The 25,871-nt window shown below is 61.8% G+C and carries 28 protein-coding genes; 9 read left to right on the top strand and 19 right to left on the bottom strand.

Annotation, left to right across the window (positions count from 1 at the left end; genetic code table 11):
• Positions 1-49: 49 nt before the first annotated feature.
• From AC0V6X_RS03525 to miaB, 4 genes are all read right to left on the bottom strand, one after another.
• Positions 50-1,006 (bottom strand): hemolysin family protein, encoded by a 957-nt coding sequence (locus AC0V6X_RS03525; RefSeq protein WP_486183214.1) that lies wholly within the window; start codon positions 1,004-1,006, stop codon positions 50-52.
• A gap of 35 nt (positions 1,007-1,041) precedes the next feature.
• Positions 1,042-1,527, bottom strand: a complete 486-nt coding sequence (gene ybeY / locus AC0V6X_RS03520; RefSeq protein ID WP_486183213.1) for an rRNA maturation RNase YbeY — start codon at positions 1,525-1,527, stop codon at positions 1,042-1,044.
• Positions 1,528-2,571 (bottom strand): PhoH family protein, encoded by a 1,044-nt coding sequence (locus tag AC0V6X_RS03515; RefSeq protein ID WP_486183212.1) that lies wholly within the window; start codon positions 2,569-2,571, stop codon positions 1,528-1,530. It lies immediately after the preceding gene.
• 145 nt (positions 2,572-2,716) lie between these two features.
• The gene (gene miaB / locus AC0V6X_RS03510) at positions 2,717-4,039 is read right to left on the bottom strand and encodes a tRNA (N6-isopentenyl adenosine(37)-C2)-methylthiotransferase MiaB (RefSeq protein ID WP_486183211.1); all 1,323 of its coding nucleotides are present in this window, start codon (positions 4,037-4,039) and stop codon (positions 2,717-2,719) included.
• A 135-nt stretch (positions 4,040-4,174) separates the two neighbouring features.
• Here miaB and AC0V6X_RS03505 point away from each other — a divergent pair, with 135 nt between their 5' ends.
• Together AC0V6X_RS03505 and AC0V6X_RS03500 are read left to right on the top strand one after the other, a co-directional pair.
• A complete protein-coding gene (locus AC0V6X_RS03505) occupies positions 4,175-4,570 on the top strand; it encodes a hypothetical protein (protein WP_486183210.1) in 396 nt (131 codons plus the stop codon).
• 55 nt (positions 4,571-4,625) lie between these two features.
• Positions 4,626-5,513: a hypothetical protein gene (locus AC0V6X_RS03500; RefSeq protein WP_486183209.1), complete on the top strand. Its 888-nt coding sequence runs from the start codon at positions 4,626-4,628 to the stop codon at positions 5,511-5,513.
• Between the two features lie 237 nt (positions 5,514-5,750).
• Here the strand turns inward: AC0V6X_RS03500 and AC0V6X_RS03495 are convergent, their stop codons facing one another.
• Complete coding sequence (locus AC0V6X_RS03495; RefSeq protein ID WP_486183208.1) at positions 5,751-6,197, bottom strand: peptidylprolyl isomerase; 447 nt, start codon at positions 6,195-6,197, stop codon at positions 5,751-5,753.
• Between the two features lie 133 nt (positions 6,198-6,330).
• Here AC0V6X_RS03495 and mgtE point away from each other — a divergent pair, with 133 nt between their 5' ends.
• Both mgtE and AC0V6X_RS03485 read left to right on the top strand, forming a co-directional pair.
• Entirely contained in the window at positions 6,331-7,770 is a 1,440-nt protein-coding gene (gene mgtE, locus AC0V6X_RS03490; RefSeq protein ID WP_486183207.1) for a magnesium transporter, read from the top strand.
• A gap of 30 nt (positions 7,771-7,800) precedes the next feature.
• A complete protein-coding gene (locus AC0V6X_RS03485; RefSeq protein ID WP_486183206.1) occupies positions 7,801-8,190 on the top strand; it encodes a DUF1489 family protein in 390 nt (129 codons plus the stop codon).
• Here the strand turns inward: AC0V6X_RS03485 and AC0V6X_RS03480 are convergent.
• The 8 genes from AC0V6X_RS03480 to AC0V6X_RS03445 form a co-directional block, all read right to left on the bottom strand.
• The gene (locus AC0V6X_RS03480) at positions 8,187-8,765 is read right to left on the bottom strand and encodes a hypothetical protein (RefSeq protein WP_486183205.1); all 579 of its coding nucleotides are present in this window, start codon (positions 8,763-8,765) and stop codon (positions 8,187-8,189) included. The genes AC0V6X_RS03485 and AC0V6X_RS03480 overlap by 4 nt on opposite strands.
• Positions 8,766-8,839: 74 nt before the next feature.
• The gene (locus tag AC0V6X_RS03475; RefSeq protein ID WP_486183204.1) at positions 8,840-9,511 is read right to left on the bottom strand and encodes a cytochrome b/b6 domain-containing protein; all 672 of its coding nucleotides are present in this window, start codon (positions 9,509-9,511) and stop codon (positions 8,840-8,842) included.
• A 25-nt stretch (positions 9,512-9,536) separates the two neighbouring features.
• Positions 9,537-10,034 (bottom strand): c-type cytochrome, encoded by a 498-nt coding sequence (locus tag AC0V6X_RS03470; protein WP_486183203.1) that lies wholly within the window; start codon positions 10,032-10,034, stop codon positions 9,537-9,539.
• Positions 10,035-10,110: 76 nt separating this feature from the next.
• The gene (locus AC0V6X_RS03465) at positions 10,111-10,998 is read right to left on the bottom strand and encodes a DUF1295 domain-containing protein (protein ID WP_486183202.1); all 888 of its coding nucleotides are present in this window, start codon (positions 10,996-10,998) and stop codon (positions 10,111-10,113) included.
• A 10-nt stretch (positions 10,999-11,008) separates the two neighbouring features.
• Positions 11,009-11,833 carry an SDR family NAD(P)-dependent oxidoreductase gene (locus AC0V6X_RS03460; RefSeq protein WP_486183201.1) on the bottom strand — a complete coding sequence of 275 codons (825 nt, stop codon included), beginning with the start codon at positions 11,831-11,833 and terminating at the stop codon, positions 11,009-11,011.
• Entirely contained in the window at positions 11,830-12,519 is a 690-nt protein-coding gene (locus tag AC0V6X_RS03455) for a DsbA family oxidoreductase (RefSeq protein WP_486183200.1), read from the bottom strand. Before AC0V6X_RS03455 ends, AC0V6X_RS03460 begins: the two co-directional genes overlap by 4 nt.
• A gap of 9 nt (positions 12,520-12,528) precedes the next feature.
• Positions 12,529-13,446, bottom strand: a complete 918-nt coding sequence (gene nudC, locus AC0V6X_RS03450) for an NAD(+) diphosphatase (RefSeq protein WP_486183199.1) — start codon at positions 13,444-13,446, stop codon at positions 12,529-12,531.
• Positions 13,446-14,783 (bottom strand): serine hydrolase domain-containing protein, encoded by a 1,338-nt coding sequence (locus AC0V6X_RS03445; protein WP_486183198.1) that lies wholly within the window; start codon positions 14,781-14,783, stop codon positions 13,446-13,448. The genes nudC and AC0V6X_RS03445 overlap by 1 nt, the downstream gene beginning before the upstream one ends.
• A gap of 136 nt (positions 14,784-14,919) precedes the next feature.
• Here AC0V6X_RS03445 and AC0V6X_RS03440 point away from each other — a divergent pair, with 136 nt between their 5' ends.
• The gene (locus tag AC0V6X_RS03440; protein ID WP_486183197.1) at positions 14,920-15,141 is read left to right on the top strand and encodes a hypothetical protein; all 222 of its coding nucleotides are present in this window, start codon (positions 14,920-14,922) and stop codon (positions 15,139-15,141) included.
• On the opposite strand, the gene AC0V6X_RS03435 is transcribed toward AC0V6X_RS03440, so the two are convergent.
• On the bottom strand, positions 15,138-16,202 hold the full coding sequence (locus AC0V6X_RS03435) for an A/G-specific adenine glycosylase (RefSeq protein WP_486183196.1): 1,065 nt from the start codon (positions 16,200-16,202) through the stop codon (positions 15,138-15,140). The genes AC0V6X_RS03440 and AC0V6X_RS03435 overlap by 4 nt on opposite strands.
• 29 nt (positions 16,203-16,231) lie before the next feature.
• Here AC0V6X_RS03435 and AC0V6X_RS03430 point away from each other — a divergent pair, with 29 nt between their 5' ends.
• From AC0V6X_RS03430 to smc, 4 genes are all read left to right on the top strand, one after another.
• Positions 16,232-16,858, top strand: a complete 627-nt coding sequence (locus AC0V6X_RS03430; protein WP_486185504.1) for a DUF721 domain-containing protein — start codon at positions 16,232-16,234, stop codon at positions 16,856-16,858.
• A complete protein-coding gene (locus tag AC0V6X_RS03425; RefSeq protein WP_486183195.1) occupies positions 16,855-17,601 on the top strand; it encodes a thioredoxin domain-containing protein in 747 nt (248 codons plus the stop codon). Before AC0V6X_RS03430 ends, AC0V6X_RS03425 begins: the two co-directional genes overlap by 4 nt.
• A gap of 145 nt (positions 17,602-17,746) precedes the next feature.
• A complete protein-coding gene (locus tag AC0V6X_RS03420) occupies positions 17,747-18,523 on the top strand; it encodes a thioredoxin domain-containing protein (RefSeq protein WP_486183194.1) in 777 nt (258 codons plus the stop codon).
• A 21-nt stretch (positions 18,524-18,544) separates the two neighbouring features.
• Positions 18,545-21,967: a chromosome segregation protein SMC gene (gene smc / locus AC0V6X_RS03415; protein WP_486183193.1), complete on the top strand. Its 3,423-nt coding sequence runs from the start codon at positions 18,545-18,547 to the stop codon at positions 21,965-21,967.
• A 3-nt stretch (positions 21,968-21,970) separates the two neighbouring features.
• On the opposite strand, the gene AC0V6X_RS03410 is transcribed toward smc, so the two are convergent.
• The 5 genes from AC0V6X_RS03410 to plsX all read right to left on the bottom strand — a co-directional run bounded on the left by AC0V6X_RS03410 (position 21,971) and on the right by plsX (position 25,845).
• Positions 21,971-22,813 carry a DUF4253 domain-containing protein gene (locus AC0V6X_RS03410; RefSeq protein ID WP_486183192.1) on the bottom strand — a complete coding sequence of 281 codons (843 nt, stop codon included), beginning with the start codon at positions 22,811-22,813 and terminating at the stop codon, positions 21,971-21,973.
• A gap of 13 nt (positions 22,814-22,826) precedes the next feature.
• Positions 22,827-23,267: a MerR family transcriptional regulator gene (locus AC0V6X_RS03405; RefSeq protein WP_486183191.1), complete on the bottom strand. Its 441-nt coding sequence runs from the start codon at positions 23,265-23,267 to the stop codon at positions 22,827-22,829.
• Between the two features lie 48 nt (positions 23,268-23,315).
• The gene (locus AC0V6X_RS03400) at positions 23,316-23,612 is read right to left on the bottom strand and encodes an integration host factor subunit alpha (protein WP_486183190.1); all 297 of its coding nucleotides are present in this window, start codon (positions 23,610-23,612) and stop codon (positions 23,316-23,318) included.
• Between the two features lie 137 nt (positions 23,613-23,749).
• On the bottom strand, positions 23,750-24,742 hold the full coding sequence (locus AC0V6X_RS03395) for a beta-ketoacyl-ACP synthase III (protein WP_486183189.1): 993 nt from the start codon (positions 24,740-24,742) through the stop codon (positions 23,750-23,752).
• Positions 24,739-25,845, bottom strand: a complete 1,107-nt coding sequence (gene plsX / locus AC0V6X_RS03390; protein ID WP_486183188.1) for a phosphate acyltransferase PlsX — start codon at positions 25,843-25,845, stop codon at positions 24,739-24,741. Before plsX ends, AC0V6X_RS03395 begins: the two co-directional genes overlap by 4 nt.
• Between the last annotated feature and the right edge of the window lie 26 nt (positions 25,846-25,871).

Below are 25,871 nucleotides of genomic sequence, written 5' to 3'. Positions count from 1 at the left end.
AGATGCAAAAAATCGAAGAAAATTTGGGAAAGACCGCAGGTGAATGCGGTTATTGCAAGTCACTCTCAGCTTCGGAAGGTTCGGCATCCGCTGCCGGAGCATGAAGCCGCAACCGCTTCACATGGGTCTCATCCCCTGCCGTCACCTGGATGCGCCAGCCGCTGGGATGGTCAAGCATCGTCCCAACCGTTGGCACAGCCTCAGCCAGCACGAAAGCGAGCCCGCCCAGCGTATCCACCGCTTCCTCGACCTCACCAAGGCGCGGATCGACGGTTTCGGCGACATCTTCCAACTCGGCGCGCGCGTCGCAATCCCACATGCCGTCGCCGATGGGCACGATCAGCGCCTCGGGCGTCTCGTCATGCTCATCCTCGATCTCGCCGACGATTTCTTCGACCAGATCTTCAATCGTGATGATCCCGTCGGTCCCGGAAAATTCGTCCAGCACGATCGCCAAGTGCACCCGCCGGGTCCGCATATCAGCCAGCACGTCAAGCGCACCGCGTGCTTGCGGGACATAGAGCGGCTGACGCATCAGCACGGTCCAGTCGCGCGGCGGCTTTTTGCCAGTGGCGAGATAGGGGAAGATGTCCTTGATGTGGATCATCCCGATCACGTCATCGAGCGTCTCTCGATAGACCGGCATGCGCGAATGGCCGTGTTCGGAAAACTGCGCGACCAGTTCCTCCCAGCTTAAAGCGACGTCGATTGCGATAATCTCTCCGCGCGGGACAGCGACATCGTCGGCATCGTGTTCGCTGAAGTGCAACAGGTTGCGCAGCATCTGCCGCTCAACCGGCGAAAGGTCACCGTTGGAGCTGGAGTGATCGTGGACTTCCTCGTCCTCGTTCTCTCCCTCATGCTCGTCGATTGCCTCTTCGAGCTGCGCACGCAGGGAGCGGTCGCCATCATCGAGCTTTAGAATCCTGCGGAATGCGGACAAGAGGCTTAACCCTTGGCCGCTGCTACTCTCCGCCTCTCCGGCGGTTGATTGGGAATCGGGCATTATTGTTGTGGGGCCCTTACGAGCTTTCCTCCAAGCTAGTCACGATCACCATATGGGTCTGGAATGCCCATTTTTGCAAGAGCCGTTATCTCCAAAGCCTCCATAGCTTCGGCCTCTTTGTCAGAGTGAACGTGATCGTAGCCCGCGAGATGGAGCAATCCGTGGATGATGAGGTGGGCTGCGTGATGGCCTAATGGCACGCCCTTCTCCTTCGCTTCGCGAGCGCAGGTTTCGTAAGCGAGCGCGATATCGCCCAACATTTCGGGAGGGCCTTCGGTATCGAGAGCTAACAACTCCTCCCGTTCCAACATCGGAAAGCTGAGCACATTGGTCGGCTTGTCCCGCTCGCGCCACTCACGGTTGAGCGTGTGGACCTCGGCATCGGAGGTAAACAGCAAGCTGACCGACAGGCGCGAATTGGCAAGTTCCGGCGCGGCTGCGCTGGCGGCTTCGGAGGCGCGCGCAGCCAGAGCCTCCCACTCACCCGCAGGCCAATCTTCGATGTCTATTTCCAGCTCCAACTACGCGACCGGCCCCTCATACGCCTCGACGATACGCCCGACGATGGGGTGGCGCACGACGTCGGCGGCGGTGAAGCGGATGGTGCCGAAGCCGTCGACGCCCTCCAGCTTGTCGACCGCATCGGCCAAGCCGCTCATCCGGTCGCCGCCGGGAATATCGACCTGCCGCGGGTCTCCGCAGATCACCATGCGGCTGTTTTGGCCAAAGCGGGTGAGGAACATCTTCATCTGCTCACGCGTGGTGTTTTGCGCCTCGTCCAAGATCACAAAGGCATCGGCAAGAGTACGTCCGCGCATGAAGGCGATGGGAGCAATTTCAATCTCGCCGCTTTCGATCCGCCGCTCGACCTGCTCGGGCGGCATGCAATCGTAGAGCGCGTCGTAGAGTGGACGTAAGTAAGGATCGACCTTATCCTTCATATCGCCGGGCAGGAAGCCCAGCTTCTCTCCCGCCTCCACCGCCGGGCGCGAGAGGATCAGGCGCTGCACACTGCCCGTCATCAGCTGAGACACCGCTTGGGCCACCGCGAGATAGGTCTTGCCGGTCCCCGCCGGTCCCAGAGCGAAGATGATGTCGTCGCGCACAAGGCTGCGCATATAGGTGATCTGAGTGGCCGAGCGCGGCACAATCGTCTTGCGCCGCGTGCGGATCATGATCGGCGGCTCTTTCTTGTCGCCGCTGATGATCCCTTCGAGCGTCGGCTCATTCGACATGGCAATCAGCGACTCAATCGCGCCCGCATCCAAGTCCTGCCCTTGGGCGAGCCGGTCATACATGGTGGTGAGCGTCTCGCGAGCGCGGGCAACCGCATCCTCGGGCCCCTCAATCAGCACCTTGTCACCGCGGGCATGGATATAGACGCCGAGCCGGTTTTCGACCTGCACCAGATTGGCATCAAACTGTCCGAAGAGTGCGCCGAGCAGGCTCTGGTTCTCAAAAGCAAGCTCCGCCTGCGCGCGGCTCACTTCATTGGTGTTGATCGCTTCCGGTACAACGGCCGGATCGATAGCGCCTGCTGCTTTAGCTGTCGGTTTGCGGCCCATAAGTTCCTTTTCGTTCGGGCGTGTGCTCGAGTCGGAAAGGTAAGCGCAGATCGCCGCTTGGCAAGCGGGTTAGGCCCTCGCAGCGGTGGATAGTCACTTGGCCGACACATCGTAACGCCAGCGACATCGCCCGCTAAACGCTTGGCTAGAAGAGGATTTCACCCCGGATCGAGTTTGGTCCAGCCTCGGCCAACTTCACCTCGACCATATCGCCGATTTCGCTCTCGCCCTCGAACCAAACACTCGTCAGCCACGGCGACTTGCCGAGCCATTGGCCCGTATGCTTGCCTTTGCGCTCCACCAGGACCGAGCAGCTCTTGCCCTCCAGCGCATCGTTGAACGCGCGTTGGTCGCGGTTGAGGCGGGCTTGGAGTCGTTGGAGGCGGTCGTCCATGACTTCGCGCGGCAGCTGATTTTCCATCGTCGCCGCGGGCGTGCCGGGGCGCGGGGAGTATTTGAAGCTGAACGCCTGAGAATAGCGGACCTCGTCCACCAAGCTCAGCGTGTCTTCAAACTCGGCCTCGGTCTCGCCCGGAAAGCCGACAATAAAGTCTCCGGACAGAGCGATATCGGGCCGCGCCTCGCGGAAGCGTTCGAGCAGCTTCAGATAGCTCTCCGCCGTATGCGCGCGGTTCATCGCTTTGAGCACGCGGTCATTGCCCGACTGCACCGGAAGGTGAAGATAGGGCATCAGCTTTCCAACCTCTCCGTGCGCCGCAATCAGGTCATCTTCCATATCGTTGGGGTGGCTGGTCGTGTAACGAATGCGCTCCAAGCCATCCAAGCGGTCGAGCGCGCGGATCAGGCCAGCCAAACCGATAGCGCGCCCCGCATCATCCTCGCCGGACCACGCATTGACGTTCTGACCAAGCAGAGTGATCTCGCGCGCTCCGGCCTCAATCAGTTTGCGAGCTTCATCGATCAAGTCACTGTAGGGGCGAGAGATTTCCGCACCGCGTGTGTAAGGAACAACGCAATAGGTGCAGAACTTGTCGCAGCCTTCCTGCACGGTCAGAAACGCGGTTGGAGAGCGGCGTTTGCGCTTGGGCAGGCTGTCGAACTTCGCAATTGCGGGCATGTCGGTGTCGGTCGCCCGCTCACCTTTCACCGCTTTGTCCAGCATGTCGGGCAGGCGGTGATAGGCTTGCGGGCCGACGACCATGGAGACCGCAGGCGCGCGCGCCATGATCTCTTCGCCCTCTGCCTGAGCGACGCAGCCAGCAACCGCGATCATGGGTTTGGAGCCGTCCTCGCGCTTCAACCGGCCTATGTCGGAATAGACCTTCTCCGCCGCCTTCTCGCGAATATGGCAAGTGTTGAGCACGACCAGATCCGCCTCCTCGCCCTCTGGCGCAGGCGTGATGCCCTTCTCGGCCAGCAGCTCGCCCATACGCTCGCCATCATAGACGTTCATCTGGCAGCCAAAGCTTTTGACGCGGTAGGTTTTGGGGGGAGTGGTCGGTTTCATGATGCGGCGCGCTCTAGCGCTATTGCGCGGTGGGTTCAATCACTCGAGGAAAGCGGACCGCGGTCTGAACATCTTTAACCCGGTTTTTAGCCGTGCTCTCTAAATGCCGGGTAGAAAGCGGGGATAGTCAACCTTATGCCTTACGACGAACCGAGTGCAGGCGACTGGTTTTCGCGCCTGAGCTTCCCTAACCCCTATGTGCTGGGTTGCTGGGCTGCGACCGCTGCGGTCTGGGCTTTGCTCGTCCTTGTGCCCAAGGAAGATGGCAGTTTGGCTGCCCTCGGCGTCATTGCGATGATCATAATTGTGGGCTTTTTGGCCATTCCGTTCTTGGCAGTCACGGATGATCCAGAGACCGGACTCATGCTGCTTGCCGCAACGCTGGCAACGCTTGTCGTCGCGCTCATTGTCGTCGGCATCCTTCGCAAGATGCATTATCTGACGGCGGCGGGCGGTATGCTGGCTATATCGATAGCGGGCTATATCTTCTTGTTTTTCAGCTTCGCGGAGGTGGCGCGGGTTGTGAAGTAGAAGCTTCGCGCGGCTCGCCTTTTGAAGAACCACCCATTAGGTCTGTTTGCCAGCCATGGCCCTCACCCTCTTCCCCTTTGCCTCTGCGACTGAGAACACCGCGCTTGATCGGATGTTCTACGATGTCGATGCGCTCAGCGCTGCCGAGCAGGAGGAGCTGCGGGCGGCGGGCAAGGTCGAGGGGCGCATTCTGGAAGTTGGGCCTTCGTGGAAGCCAAACCTCAGAATGTGGGACAGTGTGGAGGAGTGCTCCTCCCTCGCCCCGCATTATGCGGCGATCACAGTGGCGGGCGTTGGCAGTTCGGCTTTGGGAGCGGCGGCCTTGGCGCGCAACGCTGCGGATGCTCTGCGGGGGCCAGTGCTCGCTGTGGTCTCGGGCCAGGGGATGGCCGATATCGCGAGCGAGGCCATGGGCGGGTATTTCCTGTTCGGCGGGCTCAATGCGATGCGCCACTCGGTCAACGGGTTTGAGCGGTGGTTTAAGTCGATGGCGGTGATGAACCCCTTTGTGCCGTGGGCGAGCATCCCGACAATGGACCCCGGACAAGGCTTCTCGCTTTCGCATTACAGCGAGGATGTGAAGGCCCTCATCACGCTGCTCTCAGGCAAGGTTGAGTGCGACTGGTTGGTTGGCCATTCGAAGGGCACTCTGGTTATCTCCGAGGCGCTCTACGGCCTGCGCACCGCCAACCGGGAGAGGTTCGAGGAAGTGGCGAAGGCCGTCCCCATCGTCACCTTCGGCGCGCGCATCGCCATGCCCACCGAAGTGGCCCGCGTGGTGGACGTGATGGGAGACATGGACAGCTTCGGCGCCTTCAACTCCCGCCCCGACATCGCGGTTGACGTGAACGTGCCGGGCGCATGGCATCACACGAACACGAAGCTGCCAATGCATGTCGATGTGCGGAGGGTGCTGGAGGGGATTGTTGGGCGGGAGGGTTAGAGCATCCTAGCCGAGTCCTCGGTCAGAGAGAGATCTGCGACCGTCAGAGGCGAGAGCGGCGATGGCTCGCCTAACCGCTCATCTTGAGTCGTCTTTGAGCGGATTAGCTCCAGGGCTGCACTCTGATCTGGATTGCCAGTCGCATAAGCGACAAGCATTTCTCGACCGCCGCCGAGACGCTTTGTCCAGACAGGAACTATCCATCCAGCGATGTCAGCTTGAGTATGCACCGTTGGATTACCCCACAGTCGCCTTCACGATCTTGCCTGGCTGCGCAGGTGGCTCACCCTTGGGCAGGGCGTGGACGTGTTCCATGCCGCTCTCGACCACGCCCCAGACGGTGTATTGCTTGTCGAGGAAGCGTGCGTCGTCGATGCAGATGAAGAATTGCGAATTGGCGCTGTCGGGCATTTGCGAGCGGGCCATGGAGCACACGCCTTCGACATGCGGCTCGTCATTGAATTCGGCTTTCAGGTCGGGCTTGTCGCTGCCGCCCATGCCGGTGCCGGTCGGGTCGCCGCCTTGCGCCATGAAGCCGTCGATCACGCGGTGGAAGACAACGCCGTCGTAAAAGCCTTCGCTGGCAAGCTCTGTGATGCGCTCGACATGGCCGGGAGCAAGGTCCGGGCGCAGCTTGATCACTACATCGCCGCTGTCGAGCGTAAGGGTAAGTTTGTCGGCCATTCGTGAATCTCCTAGATAAGTTGCGCATGCGCCTAACGGGTTTGAAGCGCCGTGTCACCCGTCCGGTGGGCACCAATCCACCCGCACGGTAAGTGCCTTGCTTTTCATTGGTGCGCCCCTAAACCCTTGAGCCATGGTCGATCCTGCGCTCCTCGCTGACGATGCTCTGCTCGAAGAAGAGGGCCGTCCCGATGACCGCATGGATGATGAGCGGCATGACGAGGAAAACCGCCTCAAGCCCGAATATGTCAATGCCGTCACCGATGCGTTCGAGGGCGGCGACAAGGGGCAGGTCTATGACCTAGTCGAGCCGCTCCACCCCGCTGATATCGCCGACCTGATTGAGCTGTTTGACAAGGACGACCGCGCGGATTTCGTCGCAGCGATCAGCGATCTGATGAGCAGCGAAGTCGTCGCCGAGCTTAACGATCACGTCCGCGAAGTGATGATGGAGGCGCTGTCCGCCGCCGATGTCGCGACGATTGCCGAAGAGCTCGAAACCGACGATGCGGTGCAGCTGCTCGAGGATCTCGACGAAGATGACCAGAAGGCGATCATCGCTGAGCTGGAGCCGGAGACCCAGGCCGCGGTGGAGAGCGCCCTCGCCTATCCCGAGGAGACCGCCGGTCGCCTGATGAACCGGACGGTGATGGCGGTGCCAGAGCATCTGACGGTGGGCGATCTGATCGATTACTTGCGCGAGGAAGGCGATCTAACCCACGATTTTTACGAGGTTTTCATCGTCGATACCGCGTTCCATCCGGTGGGAACTTGTGCGCTCAACTGGATACTCACCAGCCCGCGCTCGGTAAAGTTGACCGACGTGATGAAGCGCGACCAGACCCTGATCCCGGCCTCGACCGATCAGGAGGAAGTCGCGCTGATGTTCCAGAAATACGCGCTGATCTCCGCCGCGGTGGTGGATGAGAGTGGGCGTCTGGTGGGGCAGATGACCGCCGATGACGTGGTCCACATCATCTCCGAAGAAGCGGGCGAGGATGCGCTGCTGCTCTCCGGCGCGGGCGATGGCGACATTAACGAGCCTATTCGAGAGGCTTACTCAAGCCGCGTGCGTTGGCTGGTTGCGAACCTTGGCACAGCCGTGGTCGCCTCTGCGATCATCGCGTTCTTTGGAGCAGCGATTGAAGAGCTGGTCGCCCTCGCCGTGCTGATGCCGATTGTCGCGAGCATTGGCGGGAATGCGGGTACGCAGACGATGGCGGTCGCGGTCCGAGCCATCGCCACCAATCAGCTGACGCGGGCGAACACATGGCGGATCGTAGGGCGAGAATTGCGCGTGGCACTGCTGAACGGAGCGACCGTTGCGGTCTTGATCGGTATCGCTGCAGGCGTGCTGTTTGGTTGGGAGATGGGCGTGGTGATTGCGCTTGCGATGATGATCAACATCGCGGTCTCTGGCCTCGCCGGCGTGCTGGTTCCAGTCGCGTTCGAGCGGATGGGGCAAGACCCCGCGGTGGCGTCATCGGTGTTCGTGACGATGATTACGGACTCGATGGGCTTCTTCGCGTTTTTGGGCCTCGCAGTTGTGGCTGGATTGGCTCCACTGGGTTGAGGTACTGCGCAGGAGCGCTACATTGACGTCATGCCTCTCCACCTCACCAAAATCGCTTTCGGCGCGAAGTCCTATGACGATATTGTCAGCTGGTATGCCGGTCGGCGTCGCCCGTTTCTGACGACCAAGTACCGCCCGACCAAGTGGGAGGAGTGCATCGGCGGATCGCTCTACTGGATCCATCAGCACTCGATTGTGGCTCGTTCTGAAATCGAAGGCTTCACCCAGACCGATACCGGGCGCTGGCGGATTGACCTGAAACCGGAGCTTATCCGCGTCCACCCCCGCCCCAAACGCGCGCATCAGGGTTGGCGTTACCTCAAAGGCGAACCACCCCGCGACCTGGCTGAGGGCGAGGATATTGGCGACGCGCTGCCGGGGAAGCTTGCCGCCAAGCTGGAGAGGCTGGGGCTGGTCTAGCCGCCATTGGCTGGGCCGGATAGTCCGCTCAGCATCCCTTCAAACTCAGGGTCATACTTCAACGCCAATTCGCGGAAGGCGTTGGAGATATCGTTGATCTCACCCTTGCCTGCGCAGGAGTGCGAAGCGGCCATGTGCCGTTGCCCATCGTCCGCCATAGTCAGTTGGTAGCGCGCTCCGTCCACGCAGATTGCGTCGTCGGAACCATAGTAAGGTTGCGCTGCGAGGCGCTCTAGCGTGGCGGCCTCCATCATGCTGGCGATGGCGTCTGCCTCTTCGTCGCTGATGCGGACTTCGTTGCGCCGCGTGGCAACAACCGGCGTGCCCGGTTCCCAGCTATAGCCTGCGACAAACATCACCCACTCGCCGTCCACTCGCGTAATCATCACCGATTGCGCGGCGGGCTGCGGGTTCAGGCTTGCAAACATGGTGGCGGAGTAAGCGGGAGCTTCGATCCAGTCGGCGCACACGTCGGGCGTGTAGGCGTCGGCATAGGCATCGGGCTCGCAAGCCGTGCTTGCTCCAGCTGCGTTGGCAAAAAGGGAAATTGCGGCTGCGCTTGCGACACTGATCATTCTTTACCCCACCATGGTTCGAGTTGACGTAAGGGAAGCTAGCGCGCGCAGTTAGATGTAAGCTGAACGAACGTTCAGGTGAAAGGCGGCGCGCCGAGATATATCCAGAATGCGATACCAGCAGAAAACGCAAAGGCCGCAAGCGCTTTCACCACGGGGGTTTCGGAATTGTCCGCGACTTCGGGCTTCTTCTCACCCTTGCCGCCGATCATCGCGCCAATCAGGTTCTCCATCCGCACCGCGCCGTAGAGGCCGATGGCAGTGATGTGGAGGCCGATCATCCCGACCAGCACCCACCAGAACCACTCATGCGTGTCGGTGAGCGTGTCCGCTGTCCCGACCCCGACCAGAGGGTTCAGCGGACCGGTCGCTCCGTCATAAGGATCGCCTGCGAACAACCCCATTCCGACTTGCGCGAACATCAAGCCAAGCAGCGCGAGCACCGCCAGCGCGGCAAGCGGGCTGTGGCCCTTGTTCCCACGCTCATCATAGCGCCCTCGGATGTATCCGATCACCGCGCCCGGCCCCTTCACGAAGCTGGCAAAGCGCGCGGTGTCGGTCCCGATCACGCCCCAGATCACGCGAAAAATCAGCAGAGCGAGCAGCACATGGCCCAGCCGAATGTGCCAGCCCCACTCTGAATTGTCGGCGGTGAACCACATGGCCGGGACAAGACACGCAAACGACCAGTGCGTCAGCCGCACGGGCAAGTCCCATATCCGTCTGGGTTCTGTCTTTTCAGCCATGGGTTACGACGCGTTCAGTCGCGCATCAATCGTCGGGCTTGCGGAACTTGTCGTGGCAGCCCTTGCAGCCTTGTCCGCCCAAATTGCCGACCTGAGCGCGCACCGCTTCAGCATCGCCCAATTCAGCAGCGGCGATCATCTCTTCACTGGCGGCGACCGCCTTCTGAGCGGCGGCGGAAAAGCCCTCTGGGTCTTCCCAGATCACCGCGAGCGCTTCTGTGTCATAGCCTGCTTCCATGCTCGTGCCCTCAGGGAAGAGGTCGGGAACACGCTGCAGCCGTTCGTTCATATCGGCGGCAGAGGCCTGGATGATGAGGAAATCAGGCGCATCAGTGTCGAGCTGCTCACGCAGAGCTTTGAAGCTGTCGCCGATGGCTTCGAAATTGTCCTGGCGCTGTTCGATCTCAGGCGGCGCATCGCCAGCAGGAGCCTCCGGCGTATCGGCCGTTTCTCCACCGCAAGCGGCGAGCAGCGCTACCAACGGAGTGGCGACAATCAAACGAGTTGTAGTGGAGCGAAGCATATTTCCGGTTTCCTCTTATCGAGAGTTTGCAAACTTCAAACTTATCAACGTGATCCCGGACGCTGAGGCCAAGTCCCTACCCTTTCGGCGGGCGCGGGACAAGCGCGGGCGTGTTCTTGCGATACTCCTGATAGGCCGGATCGTCGCCCCAGCGTTCTTTGGCTTGCTCGTTTTGCAGGTTCACGCCGCTGACCTTGGTGAGCAGCAGGGTGACGAAGACAGGGGAAATCACGACCAGCCATGACAGGCCTGAGAGCACCGGGATCGCCATCACCAGAATGCCGGTCCACAGGGTAATCTCGCCAAAGTAATTGGGATGCCGCGACCAGCGCCACAGGCCGACATTGATGAACTTGCCCTTGTTGGCAGGGTCGGCCTTGAAGGCGCTCTTTTGCGCATCGGCCACGCTCTCCCACACCATGCCGAGCAGCCAGATCGCCGCGCCGACATAGAAGAACACGCCGATGGGAGCGGTCTGTTTGGCCGTGATAGCAGCATAGGCGGCAGAGGCTGTCAGGATCACCCAAAGGCCTTGTAGCGTCCATGCAACTAGGAAGCGTGCGGGGTTCACCTTGATCTTCTCAAAACGGCTGTCCGCTCCGCCCATCGCGTGAATGCGCTTGAACAGAAACGTGCCCAGCCTGATGCACCAGATCGCCACCATCGCAGCGATGACCATGGCACGCAGGTCCAGCCCTCCCAGCGTGGTGTAAGCCGCGTAGCAAGCAAGCGCGGTGCAAGACAGATATGTGAGTGCGCCGACCGTATCGTAATAGGTGTCCGCCTGCGCCACGGCAGAGGGGATGTAGACGATCCAATTGATCGCCAGCGCCAGCAGCCCGATCGCAAACATCGCGTTCACGCCGCCCACTTGCACGCTGCCCGCGCCTGCGAACCACGAGAAGCAAAGCGCGATTGCGGTGACGACCACCACGACGATCAAGCTCTTGCCGGATTTGCCCATGTGAACTCTCTTACCCCTGTTGTTCCTTTGCAGCCTTAGCCGCTGCGCGCCATTGCTCCATCGTCAATCGCACGTCGTGAATCGCGTCCTTGTCGGCGGGCAGAGCATAGGTGTCAAAGCTCTGCGCCAACTCATCCATCCGCTCTGCCAACCGCACCTGGTTGTAGCCGTGACTGACCGCAAAGCGCCGCCGCGCCATGATCTGCGGCAGGATGATGTCGATATAGCTTTCGACCTCCATGCCCGCTTTCATGAACTGCTCAGGCCCCAGCGGGGTAAACACCCAGCCCGGGATGATCGTTCCCGCATGGACGTGGGGTGGCAGGTCTTCGCGCAAACTTTCGGTGAGGCCGAGCACGGCGTGCTTGGCGCTGATATAGGCGGCGGTTTCGGGGAACGCGCAGAACAGGCTGTTCTCGCTACCGGTGTTGTAGATGGCGCTAGGGGCCTCTTGCTCAACCAAGCGCGGCGCGAAGGCACGGCAGCCATGCCAGATGCCCCAATAATTGACGTCGAAATGCGTGCGGGCTTCTGCCGGGTCGATCTCCCACAGCTTGCCCTTGGGCCCGCCGATGCCCGCATTGTTGAAGAGGAGATGCACTTCGCCCAGCGTCTCGAAAGCGGTGTCGGCGAGAGCTTCAACCTGTTCGAGGTCTGAGACATCGCAAGGGATAGCGGTGATGCCGTCCAACGACTTCGCCCGGTCAAGCGCGGGTCCGGGAAGATCGCCAACCACAACCTGAACGCCCTGCCCCGCCAGCCTCTTGGCGAGCGCAAGGCCAATCCCGCTCGCCCCGCCGGTGATTACAGCGGTTTGGGGAGCGAAATCGCTCAAGTCGCAGTCACTCGCGACTTCTCAGCCACGCGCCGCAGGGCGTTGACGTAGACTTGCGGAGCCTGCGCACCTGGGATCAGGAACTTCCCGTTCACTATCATCGCTGGCACGCCGGTGATGTTGAGGTCCCAAGCCTGCCGCTCCTCCGCCTCGACCCGCGCGGTCAGCTCCTCGTCCTCCAGCGCCGCTTTCGCTGCCTCACGGTGCATGCCGACGCTGGCGGCGATGTCGAGCAACACGTCTGCATCGGACAGGTCGCGGCGATGATTGAAGTGGGCTTTGAACAAAGCGAGCTTCAGCTGCGTCTGCACCTCCGGCCCCATCTGCTCCAGCGCGAGGCCGAGCAGCTTGTGACAATCGCGTGTGTTCCACATCATCGCTGGCGGTGCAGGATCAACGTCGCCCTCATAGGTGAGAGAGACCCCGGCCCCATCGGCGATCTCCTTCATCTTGCCACGCATCGCCGCGCGTTCTTCGGGAGGGCGGTTATATTTGCGGGCAAGATGCGCTTCCTGCTCCTCGCCCTCTTGCGGCATGTCGGGATTGAGTTCGAAAGGACGCCAGCGAACCTGCGCGTCGATCTCTCCCTCCAGCTCACCAAGAGCCTTGGTCAGCTGGCCGTATCCGATGACGCACCAAGGGCACATGACGTCGGAGTAAATGTCGATTGTGAGCGTATCAGCCATCCGCTGCTCCTATTTGTCGAGCCACCACGTTACCAGTTGATGCGCAATTGCGAAGGGGCGTGGGAAGACGATCAGGTCCGATCCCTTCTCGCCAGCCGCGCGCGCCTCTTCCAACTCGGCTCGGGTGAACCAGCGCGCATCGTCGAGCTCGGTCTCGTCGATGGTAAGCTCCGGGTCATCCGCCACGCTGGTGCAGCCGATCATCAGCTGGCTGGGGAACGGCCAAGGTTGGCTGGCGAGATATTGCACATCGCGCACCCTCACGCCCGCCTCTTCATAGACTTCGCGCGCCACGGCCTCCTCAATGGTCTCGCCCGGTTCAACAAAGCCTGCGAGGGCGGAGTATATCTTCGGCGGAAAGCGCGGTTGGCGGCCCAAGAGCAGTTTGTCCTCATGCTCGACCAGCATGATCGTCACCGGGTCAGTGCGCGGGAAGTGCTCCGCGCCGCAATTGGAGCAGGAGCGCTGCCAGCCGCCCTTGGTGATTGTCGTAGGACTGCCGCATTTCGCGCAGAATTGGTGCCGAGCGTGCCAGTCGACGAGGCTGCGCGCGCCGCCATAGATCGCCAGATCATCAGGCCGAAGCAGCTGGATCACCTGCCAGGATCGCGGATCGGCGGGGCCTCCCCCTCCCTCCTTGGGGACAGGCGCAAAACACGCTTTCTCGTCAAGCATGCCGAGGAACACGACCTCCACATCCTCGGCAATGTCAGCAAAGGTGCCCCAGACGAGGCCGCCCATCTCGTCGATCTGCGGCAGCAATCCATCGAGCAACAGTACCTTGGCGCGCCAATTCATGAGTCCGACAAGTGCCTCTTTGTCGACGCGGATATTGTCCGCGCGATCCATCGGAGAGCCGGAAAAGGCGATGGGTGGAGGCGCTTTGCTGCCCCGGCTGCCGAACAGCCCGCTAGCGCTGTCCGCCATTACGACGCCATCTGCTCACGCATGGCGGTCGAGTCCTTCGCCATCGCAGCCAGGAATTCCTCGCGCACTGGATAGGCCTCTGCCGGATTGGCGTGCATATATTGCGTCCAGAGCCCCGTCCGCAGGCCGATGTTGAAGTCAACCGCGCCCAAAGTTCCAGCCGCGCCGCCCCAGCCAAATGTACCGTTCACCGAACGGCCACCTGCGCCATGGCCCTGCCCTTCCATCCAAGTTCCGGTCGTGTCGGCGGTTTCGGGGAAGAGGTTTGAGACACCCACGCGCACCGCTTCTTCGCTCATCACCCGCTCATTGCCCAGCGCGCCGTAGCCCAGCAGCATGCGCAAGAATCGGTCATAATCTTTGGGGCTGGAGACAAGCCCACCACCGCCGGCGGGCACTTTGGGCGGATCCAAGAAGATCGAGCTTGCCGCCGGGTCAAGCGGCAACAGAGTTCCGCCCAGAATGCCGTAATTGTCGGTCAGGCGGCCCTTTTGGCTCTCCGGCACTGCCATCCAAGTGCTATCCATGCCCAGCGGTTCAAACATGCGGGCCTTCAGGAACGCTTCGAACTCCATGCCTGACGCGACTTCGATGACCCGTCCGAGCAGATCAATCGAGTTGGAGTAGCTGAATTTGGTACCCGGCTGATACATCAGCGGCAGAGTTGCAAGCCGCTCAGTCCAGACCTCAAGGCCCGGAGCAGGGGTTACCGGCGGAATGCCCGGGATCGGAAAGCGGCTGACCCGGCCACCGACAATCCCGTTCTCGTTATACGCATCGAGCAGCGGACCTTTTGAGGTGATGCCATAGCCAATGCCAGCCGTATGGGTGAGCAGTTGGCGGATCGTGATCGGACGTTCTGCCGGGACAGTGTCCTCCAGCGGACCTTCAGGATCGACCAGCACCTGCACATCCTTGAAGGCGGGAATGATGTCGTAAAGCGGCGTGTCCAGCTGAAACGCGCCATCCTCGATCAGCATCATCGTCGCCATGCCGGTGATCGGCTTGGACATCGAATAGATGCGATAGAGCGAGTTTTCATCCACCTCGACGGCGCTGTCGAGTGCCAGCGTACCGCCACCGATGTGATGCACGTGATCCTGCTGCCCCCAGCCGAGCGTGATATACATCTGTGCGACCTTGCGCTCGGAGAGGTATTTCTCAGCCAAAGCCGCGACATTGGGCCAGTCTGAGTCAATGCCATGAGCCAACAACTGGCGCCCAAAAGGCAGCCCCGCCAGCGCCACACCCGCCGCGGCATAGGCTCCGCCACGAAACAGCGCTCGGCGCGAAATGTCTGGCGTGCGAGCGGGGTCAGCGAAATTGCGATAGGCCAATGATTGTCTCCGGATGGGTTTTGTTTTTTGCGCTTGTGGGGCAGCGGAGATGAACCGTCAATTAGGTGGTCCGATGAAACCCGTGCGCGGATCGACGAAACTTGAACTGTGTTAGTGCTATACCTATATAACACACATGTTCAGTCTTATTGCATATCTTATCGGGCTTCTGAGCCTCGTCATCGTCATCCCCTCGCAGATCCCCTTTCTGGGTTGGGGCAACTGGGTGGCCCTGCCCCTGATCGTTCTGGGCGTGATCATTGGCGCGCTTTCCTCCAGCAATGGCGGGCGCAATTTCTGCCTTGTCGTGCTGTTGATCGCTTCGGTCCGGCTGATCATCGGAGGCGGAATTATCTAGCGCTCCGCCAGCGCCAACCGCGCGGCCTTGGTAAACAAGGTGGGCAGGCCCGCATCCTCAAGCTTGGCGATGGGCCACCACTCGCCTTGGTCTGAGGGTGCTTCCGACGTCGCAATCCGCTCCAAGCTGAGCGTCAGATGCGCATGCGTGAAGGTATGGCGGACCGCGCCCAGCTTCTCACGCTCGCCCTCTAGCGGAGCCTTGCCTGAACCGTCCTCACGAGCGCTCCATCCGTCATCAGGCAAGCAGCGCATCCCGCCGAGCATACCTGTGCCGGGCCGCGTAACGAGCCAAACTTCTGCGCCGCCCTTACCCTCACGCTCGATCCAGAAAGCAGTGCCGACCCGTTCGGGCTTGGCCTTCTTGGGAGGTTTGACGGGCAGGCGTTCCGGCTCTCCCACCTTACGGCCTGCGCATTCCTCAGTCAGCGGACACAGCAGGCATCGCGGAGCTTTGGAAGTGCAGATTTGCGAGCCCAGATCCATCATCGCCTGCGCGAAGTCGCCTGAGCGCTCCTGCGGCGTGATGCCTTCGGCCTTCGCCCGGATCGCCTTACGTACGCCGGGCAATGGGTTATCCAGAGCAAAAAATCGCGCCACAACCCGCTCGACATTAGCATCGACCACGACGGCACGCTGACCGAAAGCGATGCTGGCGATCGCGGCGGCGGTGTATGCTCCAAGGCCTGGCAGCTCGCGCAGCTCCTCCTCAGTCTCAGGAAAGCCGCCCTGCTCAGCGACCACCTTTGCACATTTCACCAGATTACGGGCGCGCGAATAGTAGCCCAGCCCCGCCCACGCAGCCATTACCTCGTCATCCTGCGCCTCGGCGAGATCAAAGACGGTGGGCCAACGCTGCGTGAATTTCTCCCAATAGGGCTTCACCGCCGCCACCGTGGTCTGCTGGAGCATCACCTCCGACAGCCACACGCGATAGGGAAACGCCGGATCATCCGGCCGCGCCCGTCCCGGAGGCACCCGCCACGGCAGCGCGCGTGCATGGGCGTCGTACCAATCGAGCAACAGGTCGGAGATAGGTGATGTATCGGCTCTGGCAGTCACGCGGCGCCTATGGCATGGCTGCACTCAAGATGGGAAGCGACGACACCAAAAGTCCGGGGACGCCGAAAGGCTCACCTTCCGGGACGCCAGCGGGGAAGCCCAAAGGCACCCCGCGTCGTCGCGTCCGCAAACCGGGCGGCAAGACTGCACGCCCCTATGAGCGCCCCCGCGGTGGCTCCGCCAAAGCGATTGGCGATCTGATGCCCAATATCGGCCGAACAGCGTTCCGACGCTTCGGCTTCGTCCAAAGCTCAGTCGTTACCCGCTGGCCCGAAATTGTCGGGCCCACGCATGCCCTCATCTGCTCACCCGAGGCAATCCGATTCCCTCCCGGAGAGAAATCAGAAGGCATCCTGCAATTGGTGGTAAAGCCCGCTCACGCGCCGCTGATCCAGCAAGTGCTGCCGGAGATCATCGAGCGGGTGAACCGCTTTTTCGGCTACAACGCTGTTGCCCGCGCCAAAATCCGTCAGGGCGACGTCAAACCGCCCGAGCAAGAAGCACGACCCAAACCGCCGCCATCGCTCAAGCCCATTCCGATGGAGCTGGGCGACAGTTTGCGCGACATTGGCGATCCTGAACTGCGCACGGTGCTGGAATCGCTCGCCCGTTCGGTTGATGAGAAGGCCAAGAAAAAGCGGGACGAAGGCAAATGACCAAAGCTCTCTTGGGCAGCCTTTCTGCCCTCGCCCTCCTCGCCCTGCCTGCCAGCGCGCAAAATCAGGGCGAGAGCCTCGCCAATCCCTTGAGCGCCTTTGCCAAGCCGGGGGAGCGCAACAATTGGCACATTGAGGTCCAGAAAACTGATCGTGGGCATCTGATCGGCAATCCCGATGCCGAGGCGAAGCTGATCCTGTTCACCAGCTACACCTGCGAGGAATGCGCGCAGTTTGAACGCGAAGGCGGCGGCGGACTGGACCTCGCTCTGCTTGCGCCGGGTCTGATGAGCGTCGAAGTGCGACCCGTTATCCAGAACAATGTCGACCTCACCATCGCACTGCTCGCCGGCTGCGGCGGGATTGATGGCTTTCGCAACCGCCACCGACTGTTCCTGATGGGTCAGGATCGCTGGTTGCCCACGTTGCAGCGCGCACCGCACTCACAACGCATCTATTGGGAGCAGAAGACGTCGCGCGCTCGGCTCAGCCTCGCCGCGACGCTCGACCTTGATGACATGCTTGCAAACCGGGGCGTGTCGAGGAGCGAGATCAACCGCTGCTTGCGCAATGAAGCCTCCGTGCAGGCCCTGATCGAAAACTCCGGGGCCGACGAAGAGGAATTCGCGCCTGCAAACGCGCCCGGCTTCGCACTCAACGGAGAAACCCTCGAAGGGGTGCACGATTGGGACGCGCTCTATGCGGTGCTGTCGGGCGAATTTCGTCCCGAACCGGAACAATGATTGCCTACGAACCGCGCGAGAAGCACTCAAAACCAGCTGATTTCACAAAAACGACACATTTTTGCACAAGCCCTTCCCCAGATGCGCTTCCGCTCTAGAAGCGTGCGGCTATAGTCTTTGCCTCGAATCTAAGGACAAGTTCGACATGAAATTTGGCTCTACTTCCCTTCGCCTCGCCCTCGCTGCGCCGCTCGCGCTGGCGCTCGCTGCCTGTGGTGGAGACACTGACGACGTGGACACTGGAGAAGTGTTGACCCCAATCGCTGCACCGGAAGGCTCTGATTGGAACACCACCGTCATGATCAGCGAAGAGGGTGGCTATGTTGTCGGCAATCCCGAAGCACCGCTGAAACTGGTCGAATACGCATCGCACACCTGCCCCGCCTGCGCGAGCTTCGCGATCAATGGCAAGCCGGGCCTCAAAGAATACATCGCCACCGGTAATGTCAGTTTTGAGCAGAACGAAGTGTTCCTCAATACGTTCGACGTGGTCATCGCTGGGCTCGCCATGTGCGGCCCGGATGAACGGTATCAGCCGCTCTCAGATGAGGTCTGGCAGAACCTTGGCGCGGTGCAACAGGGCATGCAGCGCGATCCCGCCGGTCTTCAGGCCGCTGGACAGCTTCCGATTGACCAACGCTTTGTCGCTATTGCCGAGGTCACCGGCCTGCTCGACTTCTTCGCCGCGCGCGGAGTGTCGGCAGATCAGGGCCGCGCATGCCTTGGCGATGGAGAGGCGATGCAGGCGATGGTTGACCGGGTGACGACCCAATCGCGCGAAGCTGACATCCAAGGCACGCCGACCTTCATCCTCAACGGCAGCCGGGTCGACGGCATCAGCTGGACTGATATCGAACCCGCTCTGCAACGGCGCGGCGCGCGTCCGGCAGGCGCGGCGACTGAAGCTGCGGCTGCTGAGTAAGACGGGGACAACCACCACGATATGCAGATCAGCCGCCTCAAACTCTCTGGATTCAAGAGCTTTGTAGAGCCGGCTGAACTGCGCATTGAACCGGGCCTGACCGGGGTTGTCGGCCCCAATGGTTGCGGCAAATCCAACCTGCTCGAAGCGATCCGCTGGGTGATGGGTGAAAACTCGCCCAAATCCATGCGTTCAGGCGGGATGGAGGATGTGATCTTTGCAGGGACCGACAGTCGTCCGGCCCGTGCCTTTGCCGAAGTGGTCCTCCACGCCTCTGACGAACACGACGAAGAGCTAGTCGTCACCCGCCGGATCGAACGCGGCGCAGGCTCCGCGTACCGCGTCAATGGCCGCGACGTGCGCGCCAAAGACGTCGCGCTGACCTTTGCCGATGCGGCGACGGGGGCGCATTCACCTGCGCTGGTGAGCCAGGGCAAGATCGCGCAAGTCATCGCCGCCAAACCAGCCGAACGGCGCATGATGCTCGAAGAAGCTGCCGGGATCGCAGGGCTGCATGTCCGGCGCAAGGATGCTGAGAGCAAGTTGCGCTCGACCGAGAAGAACCTCGAGCGTCTGGAAGACCTGATGGCGGGTCTGGACTCGCAAATGGCCTCTTTGAAGCGTCAAGCGAAGCAGGCCGAACGTTACACCAAGCTGACCGAGCAGATTGAGCACGCTGAGGCGCGGCTGCTCTTCGCTCGCTGGCGCGATGCAGCGCATTCCGCGAAAGAAGCGCGCGCGGCAGCCGAGGGTGCGGAGGCGCGGGTCACGGCAGCCAAGCAGGCGACTGACGCGGCTCAAAAGGAGCAGGCCGAGGCAGCTGCAACCCTTGCCGAAGCGCGCGAGGAACTGACCGACCGCCGCGACGATGCGACCGCGCATGGCCACCGGATGGCGGCTCTGTCGGAGAAGCTGGAAGCGGCGGAGACGCGCCTTGCTGATCTCGACCGGCAGAAAACCCGGCTTGAGGAAGACCGCGTGGCCGCCGACCGGCTGACCAATGACGCGGCGGAAGCTCTGAAACGGCTGGAGCGGGAGCTTGACGCCTCACAGGCCCGCGTGACCGAGGCAGAGGCCGCGCGCCCTGCCCTTGCCGCCAAGTCCGAGGACACCGAACGCGCCAGCCGCACCGCCGAACTCGACCTCGCCAAGGCAACCGCCGACCATGCAGGCGTCGAAGCGGAATGGCGCGTCGCCGAAGCCGCGATTGAACAGGCGCAGGGCCGGATCGACCGCCTAGCGCGCGAGGCGGAACGGATCGCGACGACGCGCGCCGACATCTCCGGCGGTGAAGACCCCGAAGCGGCCGTCGTGGCTGCGCGCAAAGCGGCCGAGCAAGCGGCCAACGCAGTCGCCACTCTGCGCGAAACCTTGGAGGCCGAACGGGCCAGCAAAGCCGAGCTACAAACCGCGCGCGATGACGCAGCCGCAACCCTCGCCACAGCGCGCGCCGAACTCGCAGGGATTGAACGCGAATACAACGCCCTTGTCCGCGACCGCGATGCGCGGGAGAAACGCGCCAAGGGCCGCGAAGGATTGCCTGCAGCGCTCGACAAAGTGCGCGTGGAAAAGGGCTACGAACGCGCCATCGCCGCCGTGCTGGGCCGCGATGCGAAGTCGCCTCTGGGTGCAGCGCCGGACGGTTCGGATGGACGGTTCTGGACCGGCGGGTCTGAGCCCGGACGCGTTACCGACAGCCTGCTTGACCATATCACCGCTTGCCCTGACGAACTGCGCGCGCGCCTCGCTTTGGTGCATTGCACGGACGAGGATGACGGGCGGGCGCTCAATCCCGGAGAATGGCTCGTCACGAAGGGCGGCGCGCTTCGGCGTTGGGACGGCTTTGTCGCGCGCGGAGAAGGTTCGGCGCAGGCGGCTCAGCTGGAGGCGGCGAATCGCCTATCCGACCTCGAAGCACAACTCCCGGACCTGCGCGCGGCGGCAGAACTGGCGGCGACCAATGAAACGACTGCGCGCGAGGAACTCTCTGCACTGCAAACCGGACTGGTGGCGCGCGAACGTGAGCTTTCGGGCGCGGTCGATGCGGAGCGGCAGGCGCTGCGGGCGCTAGACTCGGCGGAGAGCGCGAAGGAGCGCATTGCCGCGCGGCTTGAAGAACTCGCCGCGTCCGAGGCTGATCTTGCGGAACAACAGACCGTGGCGGCATCCGAACTCGCCGAGGCAGAGAAAGCCCGCGCTGACCTCCCCGCTCCCGATGCGGGCCGGGCGAAGCTCGACGCCGCGCGTGACCGGCACGAAGCGGCAAAATCCTCAGTCCAGGCAGCCCTCGCAGAGCTTGCAGCGCATGACCAAGGACTTGCGGTGTCGCGCGAAAGGCTCGCGGCGCAACAGGCGGATCAGTCGAACTGGAAAGCACGCTCGGGCGAAGCGGCAGCGCGGGTGGCGGAGGCTGGACGTCGTCTCGAAGAAATCGAGGAAGAGCACGCCATCATCGCTGCCAAGCCAGCCGCGCTAATGGAAGAGATCGAGCAGGGCGATCAGGTCCGAGCCCGCCTCACTCAGGAGCTAGAAGCGGCGCAGGCCGCGATGGATGAATGCCAAGCGGCCTGCACTGTGATCGACCGCCAGCTTGCCGATGCGCAGGAGGCTCTGGCCGTGGCGCGCGAAGGACGGGCGACGCTGGCGACACGGGCCGAGAACGAAGAAGCGCGCCGCAGTGAGATGGCGCGGATTTCGGGTGAACGGTTCCAGTGCCCTCCCCCGCTACTGTGCGAACGCTTTGAATTCGCCGAGGAAGACGTCAAACCCGCTACGGAAGAGTCCGAGGAGATGGATCGTCTCGTCGCCTCACGCGAACGCATCGGGCCGGTCAATCTCGTCGCTGCCGAAGAACTTGCGCGGATCGAGGAAGAGCACGGCGCCAATGCCTCCGAACAGGAAGAACTGACCGAGGCCGTGGCGCGGCTGCGCAGCTCCATCGGCAACCTCAACCGCGAAGGGCGCGAGCGTCTGCGCGCCGCGTTTGAGGAAGTGGACGGGCATTTCCGCGTCCTCTTCACCCGTCTGTTCCAAGGCGGTCAGGCGCATCTCGCGCTGGTCGATTCAGACGATCCCTTGGAGGCAGGGCTGGAGATTTACGCCCAGCCGCCGGGCAAGCGTTTGCAATCGCTATCGCTGCTGTCAGGCGGTGAGCAGGCGCTGACTGCCACGGCTCTGATCTTCGCGCTGTTCCTCACCAACCCAGCGCCGATCTGCGTGCTGGACGAGGTCGATGCGCCGCTGGACGATGCCAATGTGGAGCGCTTCTGCGACTTGCTCGATTCCATGGTCCGCACCACCAAGACGCGCTACCTGATCGTCACCCACAACGCCGTCACGATGAGCCGGATGCACCGTCTGTTCGGAGTGACCATGGCGGAAAAGGGCGTCTCGCGCCTCGTCAGTGTGGATCTGGGTCAGGCGGAATTGTTGGCGGCGGAGTAGAGCCTAGCTCTCCGTATAGGCGACGAGCAGCCAGTCCTTGCCCTTAATCGCCGCGGCCAGCCGCTCCACTCCATCGCTTGGTGCGTTCTGATACAGGCTTACGATATCCGCAGCGAGGCTCGTGGCGGCCTCTCCGGACACAGGCGTATCACGCTTGAAGCCAAAGTAGCTTGCGCCGATTCCAAACAACTCAAAGCCGTGCACGTCTTCTAGATGCTGCGCGACCGCATAGCTCTGCATCGGGTTTAGCGAGCCGTAGAAATAACCGTTAGGCAAAGCCGCCAGTGCATCCGCCGCGCGCGTGACGGGAACGAATTGGAAATGGCTTTCTCGATCCCGGTTGATCCGCAGCGCCTCTTCAGGATCGCGGTTCGCCCCATCCAGCGTCGGCGCATAGTCACCGCTTGGCCAATACATCACGCCGCGCGCGTCCTCGAAGCGGATCCCCTCCGCTGCCTTCTTCAGATTGGCGAGCTTGAAGGGAAACTCCTCTTCGGTGGTGAAAGAGCCAATGTGTTCACCATCTTGGAAACACTCAGGCGGGAGGCCGCTCAGGTCATGGCCCTCTGTGGAGTCTAGGCGATGGCTGAAGGTCGCATGGAAAGAGGTATAGACCGCCTGTCCCGGATCATCGAGCGTCGCGAGGATGCGCTTGTCGGGATGCTTGGCCTGCAGCTTCGCGTGAATCTCAAGCAAGGTCACGAAGTCGGGCAGGTTCTCCGCCATCACGCCGTCGCAGATCAGATCATGCAGACGGCGCGGCGGATTGTCGGAAAAAGGGATGAGCTGGAGCGGTTTTGGCGCGCGTTTGAAGCGTGACAATAGCTTGCCGAGACCGAATGCCATGGCTGTGATCGGGTTAGGCTTCGATCGCCTTAGAAAGCCGATCGCGCAGGCCTTTCAGCTTAGCGATGGCTTCGGAATAGTCGGCCTTAGCTGGAATGGAGGTTGCGACAGCGTCCGACGTTTGCTCGCCTTGAGAACGCCGATCACCGACCCGCCGGTCATCGCCCTTGCGACGATTGACACCGGCCCCGTCCGGCGCACCGCCCGCCCGCAAAACAGCTTCCGCGCCTTTGAGCGTGTAGCCCTCTTCATTGACGAGGCGGTTGATCGCTTCGACCATTTCGATGTCGCTGGGGCGGTAATAGCGCCGCCCGCCGGAACGTTTCATCGGGCGCAGCAGAGCAAATTGCTGCTCCCAATAGCGCAATACGTGTTGCTTGATTCCGAGCGCTTCGCTGACTTCGCCGATTGTCCGGAGCGCCGCGCGATCCTTCCCGTCATCGAAATCAACCATTGAGCCTCTCTCCCATCATAGTGCGCAAAAAGTCAGGCCTGAAAAGCCTCAACCCTTGGCAATCTTTTCCTTGAGCAATTGGCTCGCGCGGAAAGTCATCACCCGGCGCGGTGTGATCGGCACTTCGACGCCGGTTTTGGGATTGCGGCCAACGCGTTCGTTCTTGTCGCGGAGGACGAAGCTGCCAAATCCGGAGATCTTGACGTTTTCGCCATCGGCAAGCGCATCGGACATCTTGTCCAAGATAGCTTCGACGAGATCGAGCGATTCCGCTCTGCTCAGCCCCATTTTGCGGTTGATCGTCTCAGCCAGATCAGCCCTGGTCAACGTGCCCATTGAACGCATTTTTTGCCTGCCTCCCTTTGCGGTGGTCTTACCCCTTTATCGCGCGGAGTGTATGGAAGAATTGTAAATTTCGCAACAGTCACGCCGGGGCCGCTACAGTTTGTCCCCACGGGCCAAAACCTGACCGAACGGTCGGTTTACAGACGCACGAGGCTCGCGCCCCAAGTAAAGCCGCCGCCCATCGCTTCGAACATCACGAGATCGCCCGATTTGATGCGCCCGTCCTTGCGCGCCACGTCAAAGGCGAGCGGCACTGAAGCGGCGGAAGTATTGGCGTGTCTATCGACCGTGACGATCACCTTTTCCGGCGGAATTGCGAGCTTTTTGGCGGTCGCATCGAGGATACGTTTGTTCGCTTGATGGGGCACGATCCAGTCGACCTCACCGGCCGAAACACCCGCTTCATCAAGCACTTCGTTCAATACGCTCGACAGGTTCACCACCGCATGGCGGAACACTTCACGGCCCTTCATGCGCAAATGGCCGACCGTCTGCGTGGTTGAGGGTCCGCCATCGACATAGAGCAGGTCGTGCTGCGCTCCATCGGCGTGGAGGCGGCTGGCCAGAACGCCCGCGCTCTCCTGCCCAGCCGAGACACCGTGACTGGGAGCCTCCAGCACAATCGCGCCCGCTCCATCGCCGAAAAGGACGCAGGTTGTGCGGTCTTCCCAATCGAGGATGCGGCTAAAAGTTTCTGCGCCGATCACCAATGCGCGCTTCGCAGCGCCGGTCGTCAGCAGCGAATCGGCAGTGGTCAAAGCGTAGAGAAAGCCTGAACAAACAGCGCCTACGTCGAAGGCAGGCCCGTTGGGGCATCCCAGCGCGTGCTGCACCTTCGTGGCGGTCGCCGGAAACGTGTTGTCCGGCGTCGCAGTGGCAAGCACGATCAGGTCGATATCAGCCGGGGTCAGTCCTGCATCATCAAGAGCCGCGCGCGCCGCCGCTGTGGCCAGCGTCGCAGTTGTTTCGTCCTCGCCCGCTATGTGGCGTTGGCGGATGCCGGTTCGCTCGACGATCCATTCGTCAGAAGTGTCGACCTTGGCCGCGAGTTCTTCGTTGGTGACGACGCGGTCGGGCAGCGCCGAGCCGGATCCCAGAATGCGAGACCCTGGAGCTTTTTGGCCGGTCACGCCTCTGCCCCGCTGTCCTTGGTTTCGCCGGCCTTCAGAGGAGTCTTGGCACCGTTGCTCTTCAACGCATCCTCGCCCAGCTCGGCCAAATCCTTGGCAATGCGCTGGGTCAGATTGTTCTCCAGCAGCCGCGCGGCCACCGCCACGGCATGGGCCACACCCTTTGCCGTCGCGCTGCCATGGCTCTTCACCACTACGCCGTTGAGCCCCAAGAACACCGCACCATTGTGGTTATTCGGATCGAGGTGATGGCGCAGCAGCTCCGTCGCAGGACGCGATACGAGGAAACCAAACTTCGATCGGATCGAGCTGGTGAAAGCCTGCTTGAGCAGATCGGTCACGAACCGCGCCGAGCCCTCAATCGCCTTCAAAGCAATGTTGCCAGAGAACCCGTCGGTCACAACCACATGGGTCTCACCGCGGTTGATCTTGTCGCTTTCGACAAAGCCATCGAATTTGAGAGCGATTTCGCTATCCGCGGCCGTTGTCGCCTCGGTCAGCAGCGCCGCTGCATCGCGCAGAGCCTCTGTGCCCTTAATCTCTTCGGTGCCGATATTGAGCAGACGCACGCACGGCTTCTCAAACCCGTTGACGATCCGCGAATAGGCTGCACCCATCACCGCAAACTGCACAAGGTTGCGCGCGTTAGCCTCGGTATTGGCGCCAAGGTCGAGCATGACGACATCATGCTTCTCAAGCGTCGGCATCAGTGCCGCAAGCGCAGGGCGATCAATGCCGGGCATAGTGCGCAGCGCAATCTTGCTCATCGCCATGAGAGCGCCGGTATTGCCTGCGCTGACCGCTGCTCCAGCCGCGCCTTCCTTCACCGCATTGACGGCCAAGCCCATGCTGGTGGTTTTCGCGCGGCGGATCGCTTTGGAAGGCTGTTCGTCCCCGCTGATCACATCGTCGCAATGGAGGATTTCGGACGCGCCTGCCATGCCGGGATGGTCTTTGAGCGCGGCTTTGATCCGCGTCTCATCACCCACCAGCAAGAATTTGAACTCAGGATGGTTACGCCGGGCAAGCGCCGCGCCCTCAACCATGACGCGCACGCCTTCATCGCCGCCCATCGCGTCGACTGCGATACGCGGGTGTGTCATGCGCCTTGTCCTTGTTCAGTAACGGC

This window comes from Erythrobacter sp. S267, assembly GCF_057365045.1.
Note: the sequence above shows the minus strand (reverse complement) of the source record. Positions and strands in the feature narration are given on the sequence as shown.

Excerpts from the sequence above, each read along its gene's own strand:
- smc (WP_486183193.1), top strand. The coding sequence starts at position 18,545 with ATGCAGATCAGCCGCCTCAAACTCTCTGGATTCAAGAGCTTTGTAGAG.
- AC0V6X_RS03475 (WP_486183204.1), bottom strand. The coding sequence starts at position 9,511 with ATGGCTGAAAAGACAGAACCCAGACGGATATGGGACTTGCCCGTGCGG.
- AC0V6X_RS03400 (WP_486183190.1), bottom strand. The coding sequence starts at position 23,612 with ATGCGTTCAATGGGCACGTTGACCAGGGCTGATCTGGCTGAGACGATC.
- AC0V6X_RS03495 (WP_486183208.1), bottom strand. The coding sequence starts at position 6,197 with ATGGCCGACAAACTTACCCTTACGCTCGACAGCGGCGATGTAGTGATC.
- AC0V6X_RS03425 (WP_486183195.1), top strand. The coding sequence starts at position 16,855 with ATGACCAAAGCTCTCTTGGGCAGCCTTTCTGCCCTCGCCCTCCTCGCC.
- miaB (WP_486183211.1), bottom strand. The coding sequence starts at position 4,039 with ATGAAACCGACCACTCCCCCCAAAACCTACCGCGTCAAAAGCTTTGGC.
- AC0V6X_RS03525 (WP_486183214.1), bottom strand. The coding sequence starts at position 1,006 with ATGCCCGATTCCCAATCAACCGCCGGAGAGGCGGAGAGTAGCAGCGGC.
- mgtE (WP_486183207.1), top strand. The coding sequence starts at position 6,331 with ATGGTCGATCCTGCGCTCCTCGCTGACGATGCTCTGCTCGAAGAAGAG.
- AC0V6X_RS03430 (WP_486185504.1), top strand. The coding sequence starts at position 16,232 with ATGGGAAGCGACGACACCAAAAGTCCGGGGACGCCGAAAGGCTCACCT.
- AC0V6X_RS03405 (WP_486183191.1), bottom strand. The coding sequence starts at position 23,267 with ATGGTTGATTTCGATGACGGGAAGGATCGCGCGGCGCTCCGGACAATC.
- AC0V6X_RS03420 (WP_486183194.1), top strand. The coding sequence starts at position 17,747 with ATGAAATTTGGCTCTACTTCCCTTCGCCTCGCCCTCGCTGCGCCGCTC.
- nudC (WP_486183199.1), bottom strand. The coding sequence starts at position 13,446 with ATGGCGGACAGCGCTAGCGGGCTGTTCGGCAGCCGGGGCAGCAAAGCG.
- AC0V6X_RS03485 (WP_486183206.1), top strand. The coding sequence starts at position 7,801 with ATGCCTCTCCACCTCACCAAAATCGCTTTCGGCGCGAAGTCCTATGAC.
- AC0V6X_RS03480 (WP_486183205.1), bottom strand. The coding sequence starts at position 8,765 with ATGATCAGTGTCGCAAGCGCAGCCGCAATTTCCCTTTTTGCCAACGCA.
- AC0V6X_RS03515 (WP_486183212.1), bottom strand. The coding sequence starts at position 2,571 with ATGGGCCGCAAACCGACAGCTAAAGCAGCAGGCGCTATCGATCCGGCC.
- plsX (WP_486183188.1), bottom strand. The coding sequence starts at position 25,845 with ATGACACACCCGCGTATCGCAGTCGACGCGATGGGCGGCGATGAAGGC.
- AC0V6X_RS03470 (WP_486183203.1), bottom strand. The coding sequence starts at position 10,034 with ATGCTTCGCTCCACTACAACTCGTTTGATTGTCGCCACTCCGTTGGTA.
- AC0V6X_RS03500 (WP_486183209.1), top strand. The coding sequence starts at position 4,626 with ATGGCCCTCACCCTCTTCCCCTTTGCCTCTGCGACTGAGAACACCGCG.
- AC0V6X_RS03505 (WP_486183210.1), top strand. The coding sequence starts at position 4,175 with ATGCCTTACGACGAACCGAGTGCAGGCGACTGGTTTTCGCGCCTGAGC.
- AC0V6X_RS03465 (WP_486183202.1), bottom strand. The coding sequence starts at position 10,998 with ATGGGCAAATCCGGCAAGAGCTTGATCGTCGTGGTGGTCGTCACCGCA.
- AC0V6X_RS03410 (WP_486183192.1), bottom strand. The coding sequence starts at position 22,813 with ATGGCATTCGGTCTCGGCAAGCTATTGTCACGCTTCAAACGCGCGCCA.
- AC0V6X_RS03455 (WP_486183200.1), bottom strand. The coding sequence starts at position 12,519 with ATGGCTGATACGCTCACAATCGACATTTACTCCGACGTCATGTGCCCT.
- AC0V6X_RS03440 (WP_486183197.1), top strand. The coding sequence starts at position 14,920 with ATGTTCAGTCTTATTGCATATCTTATCGGGCTTCTGAGCCTCGTCATC.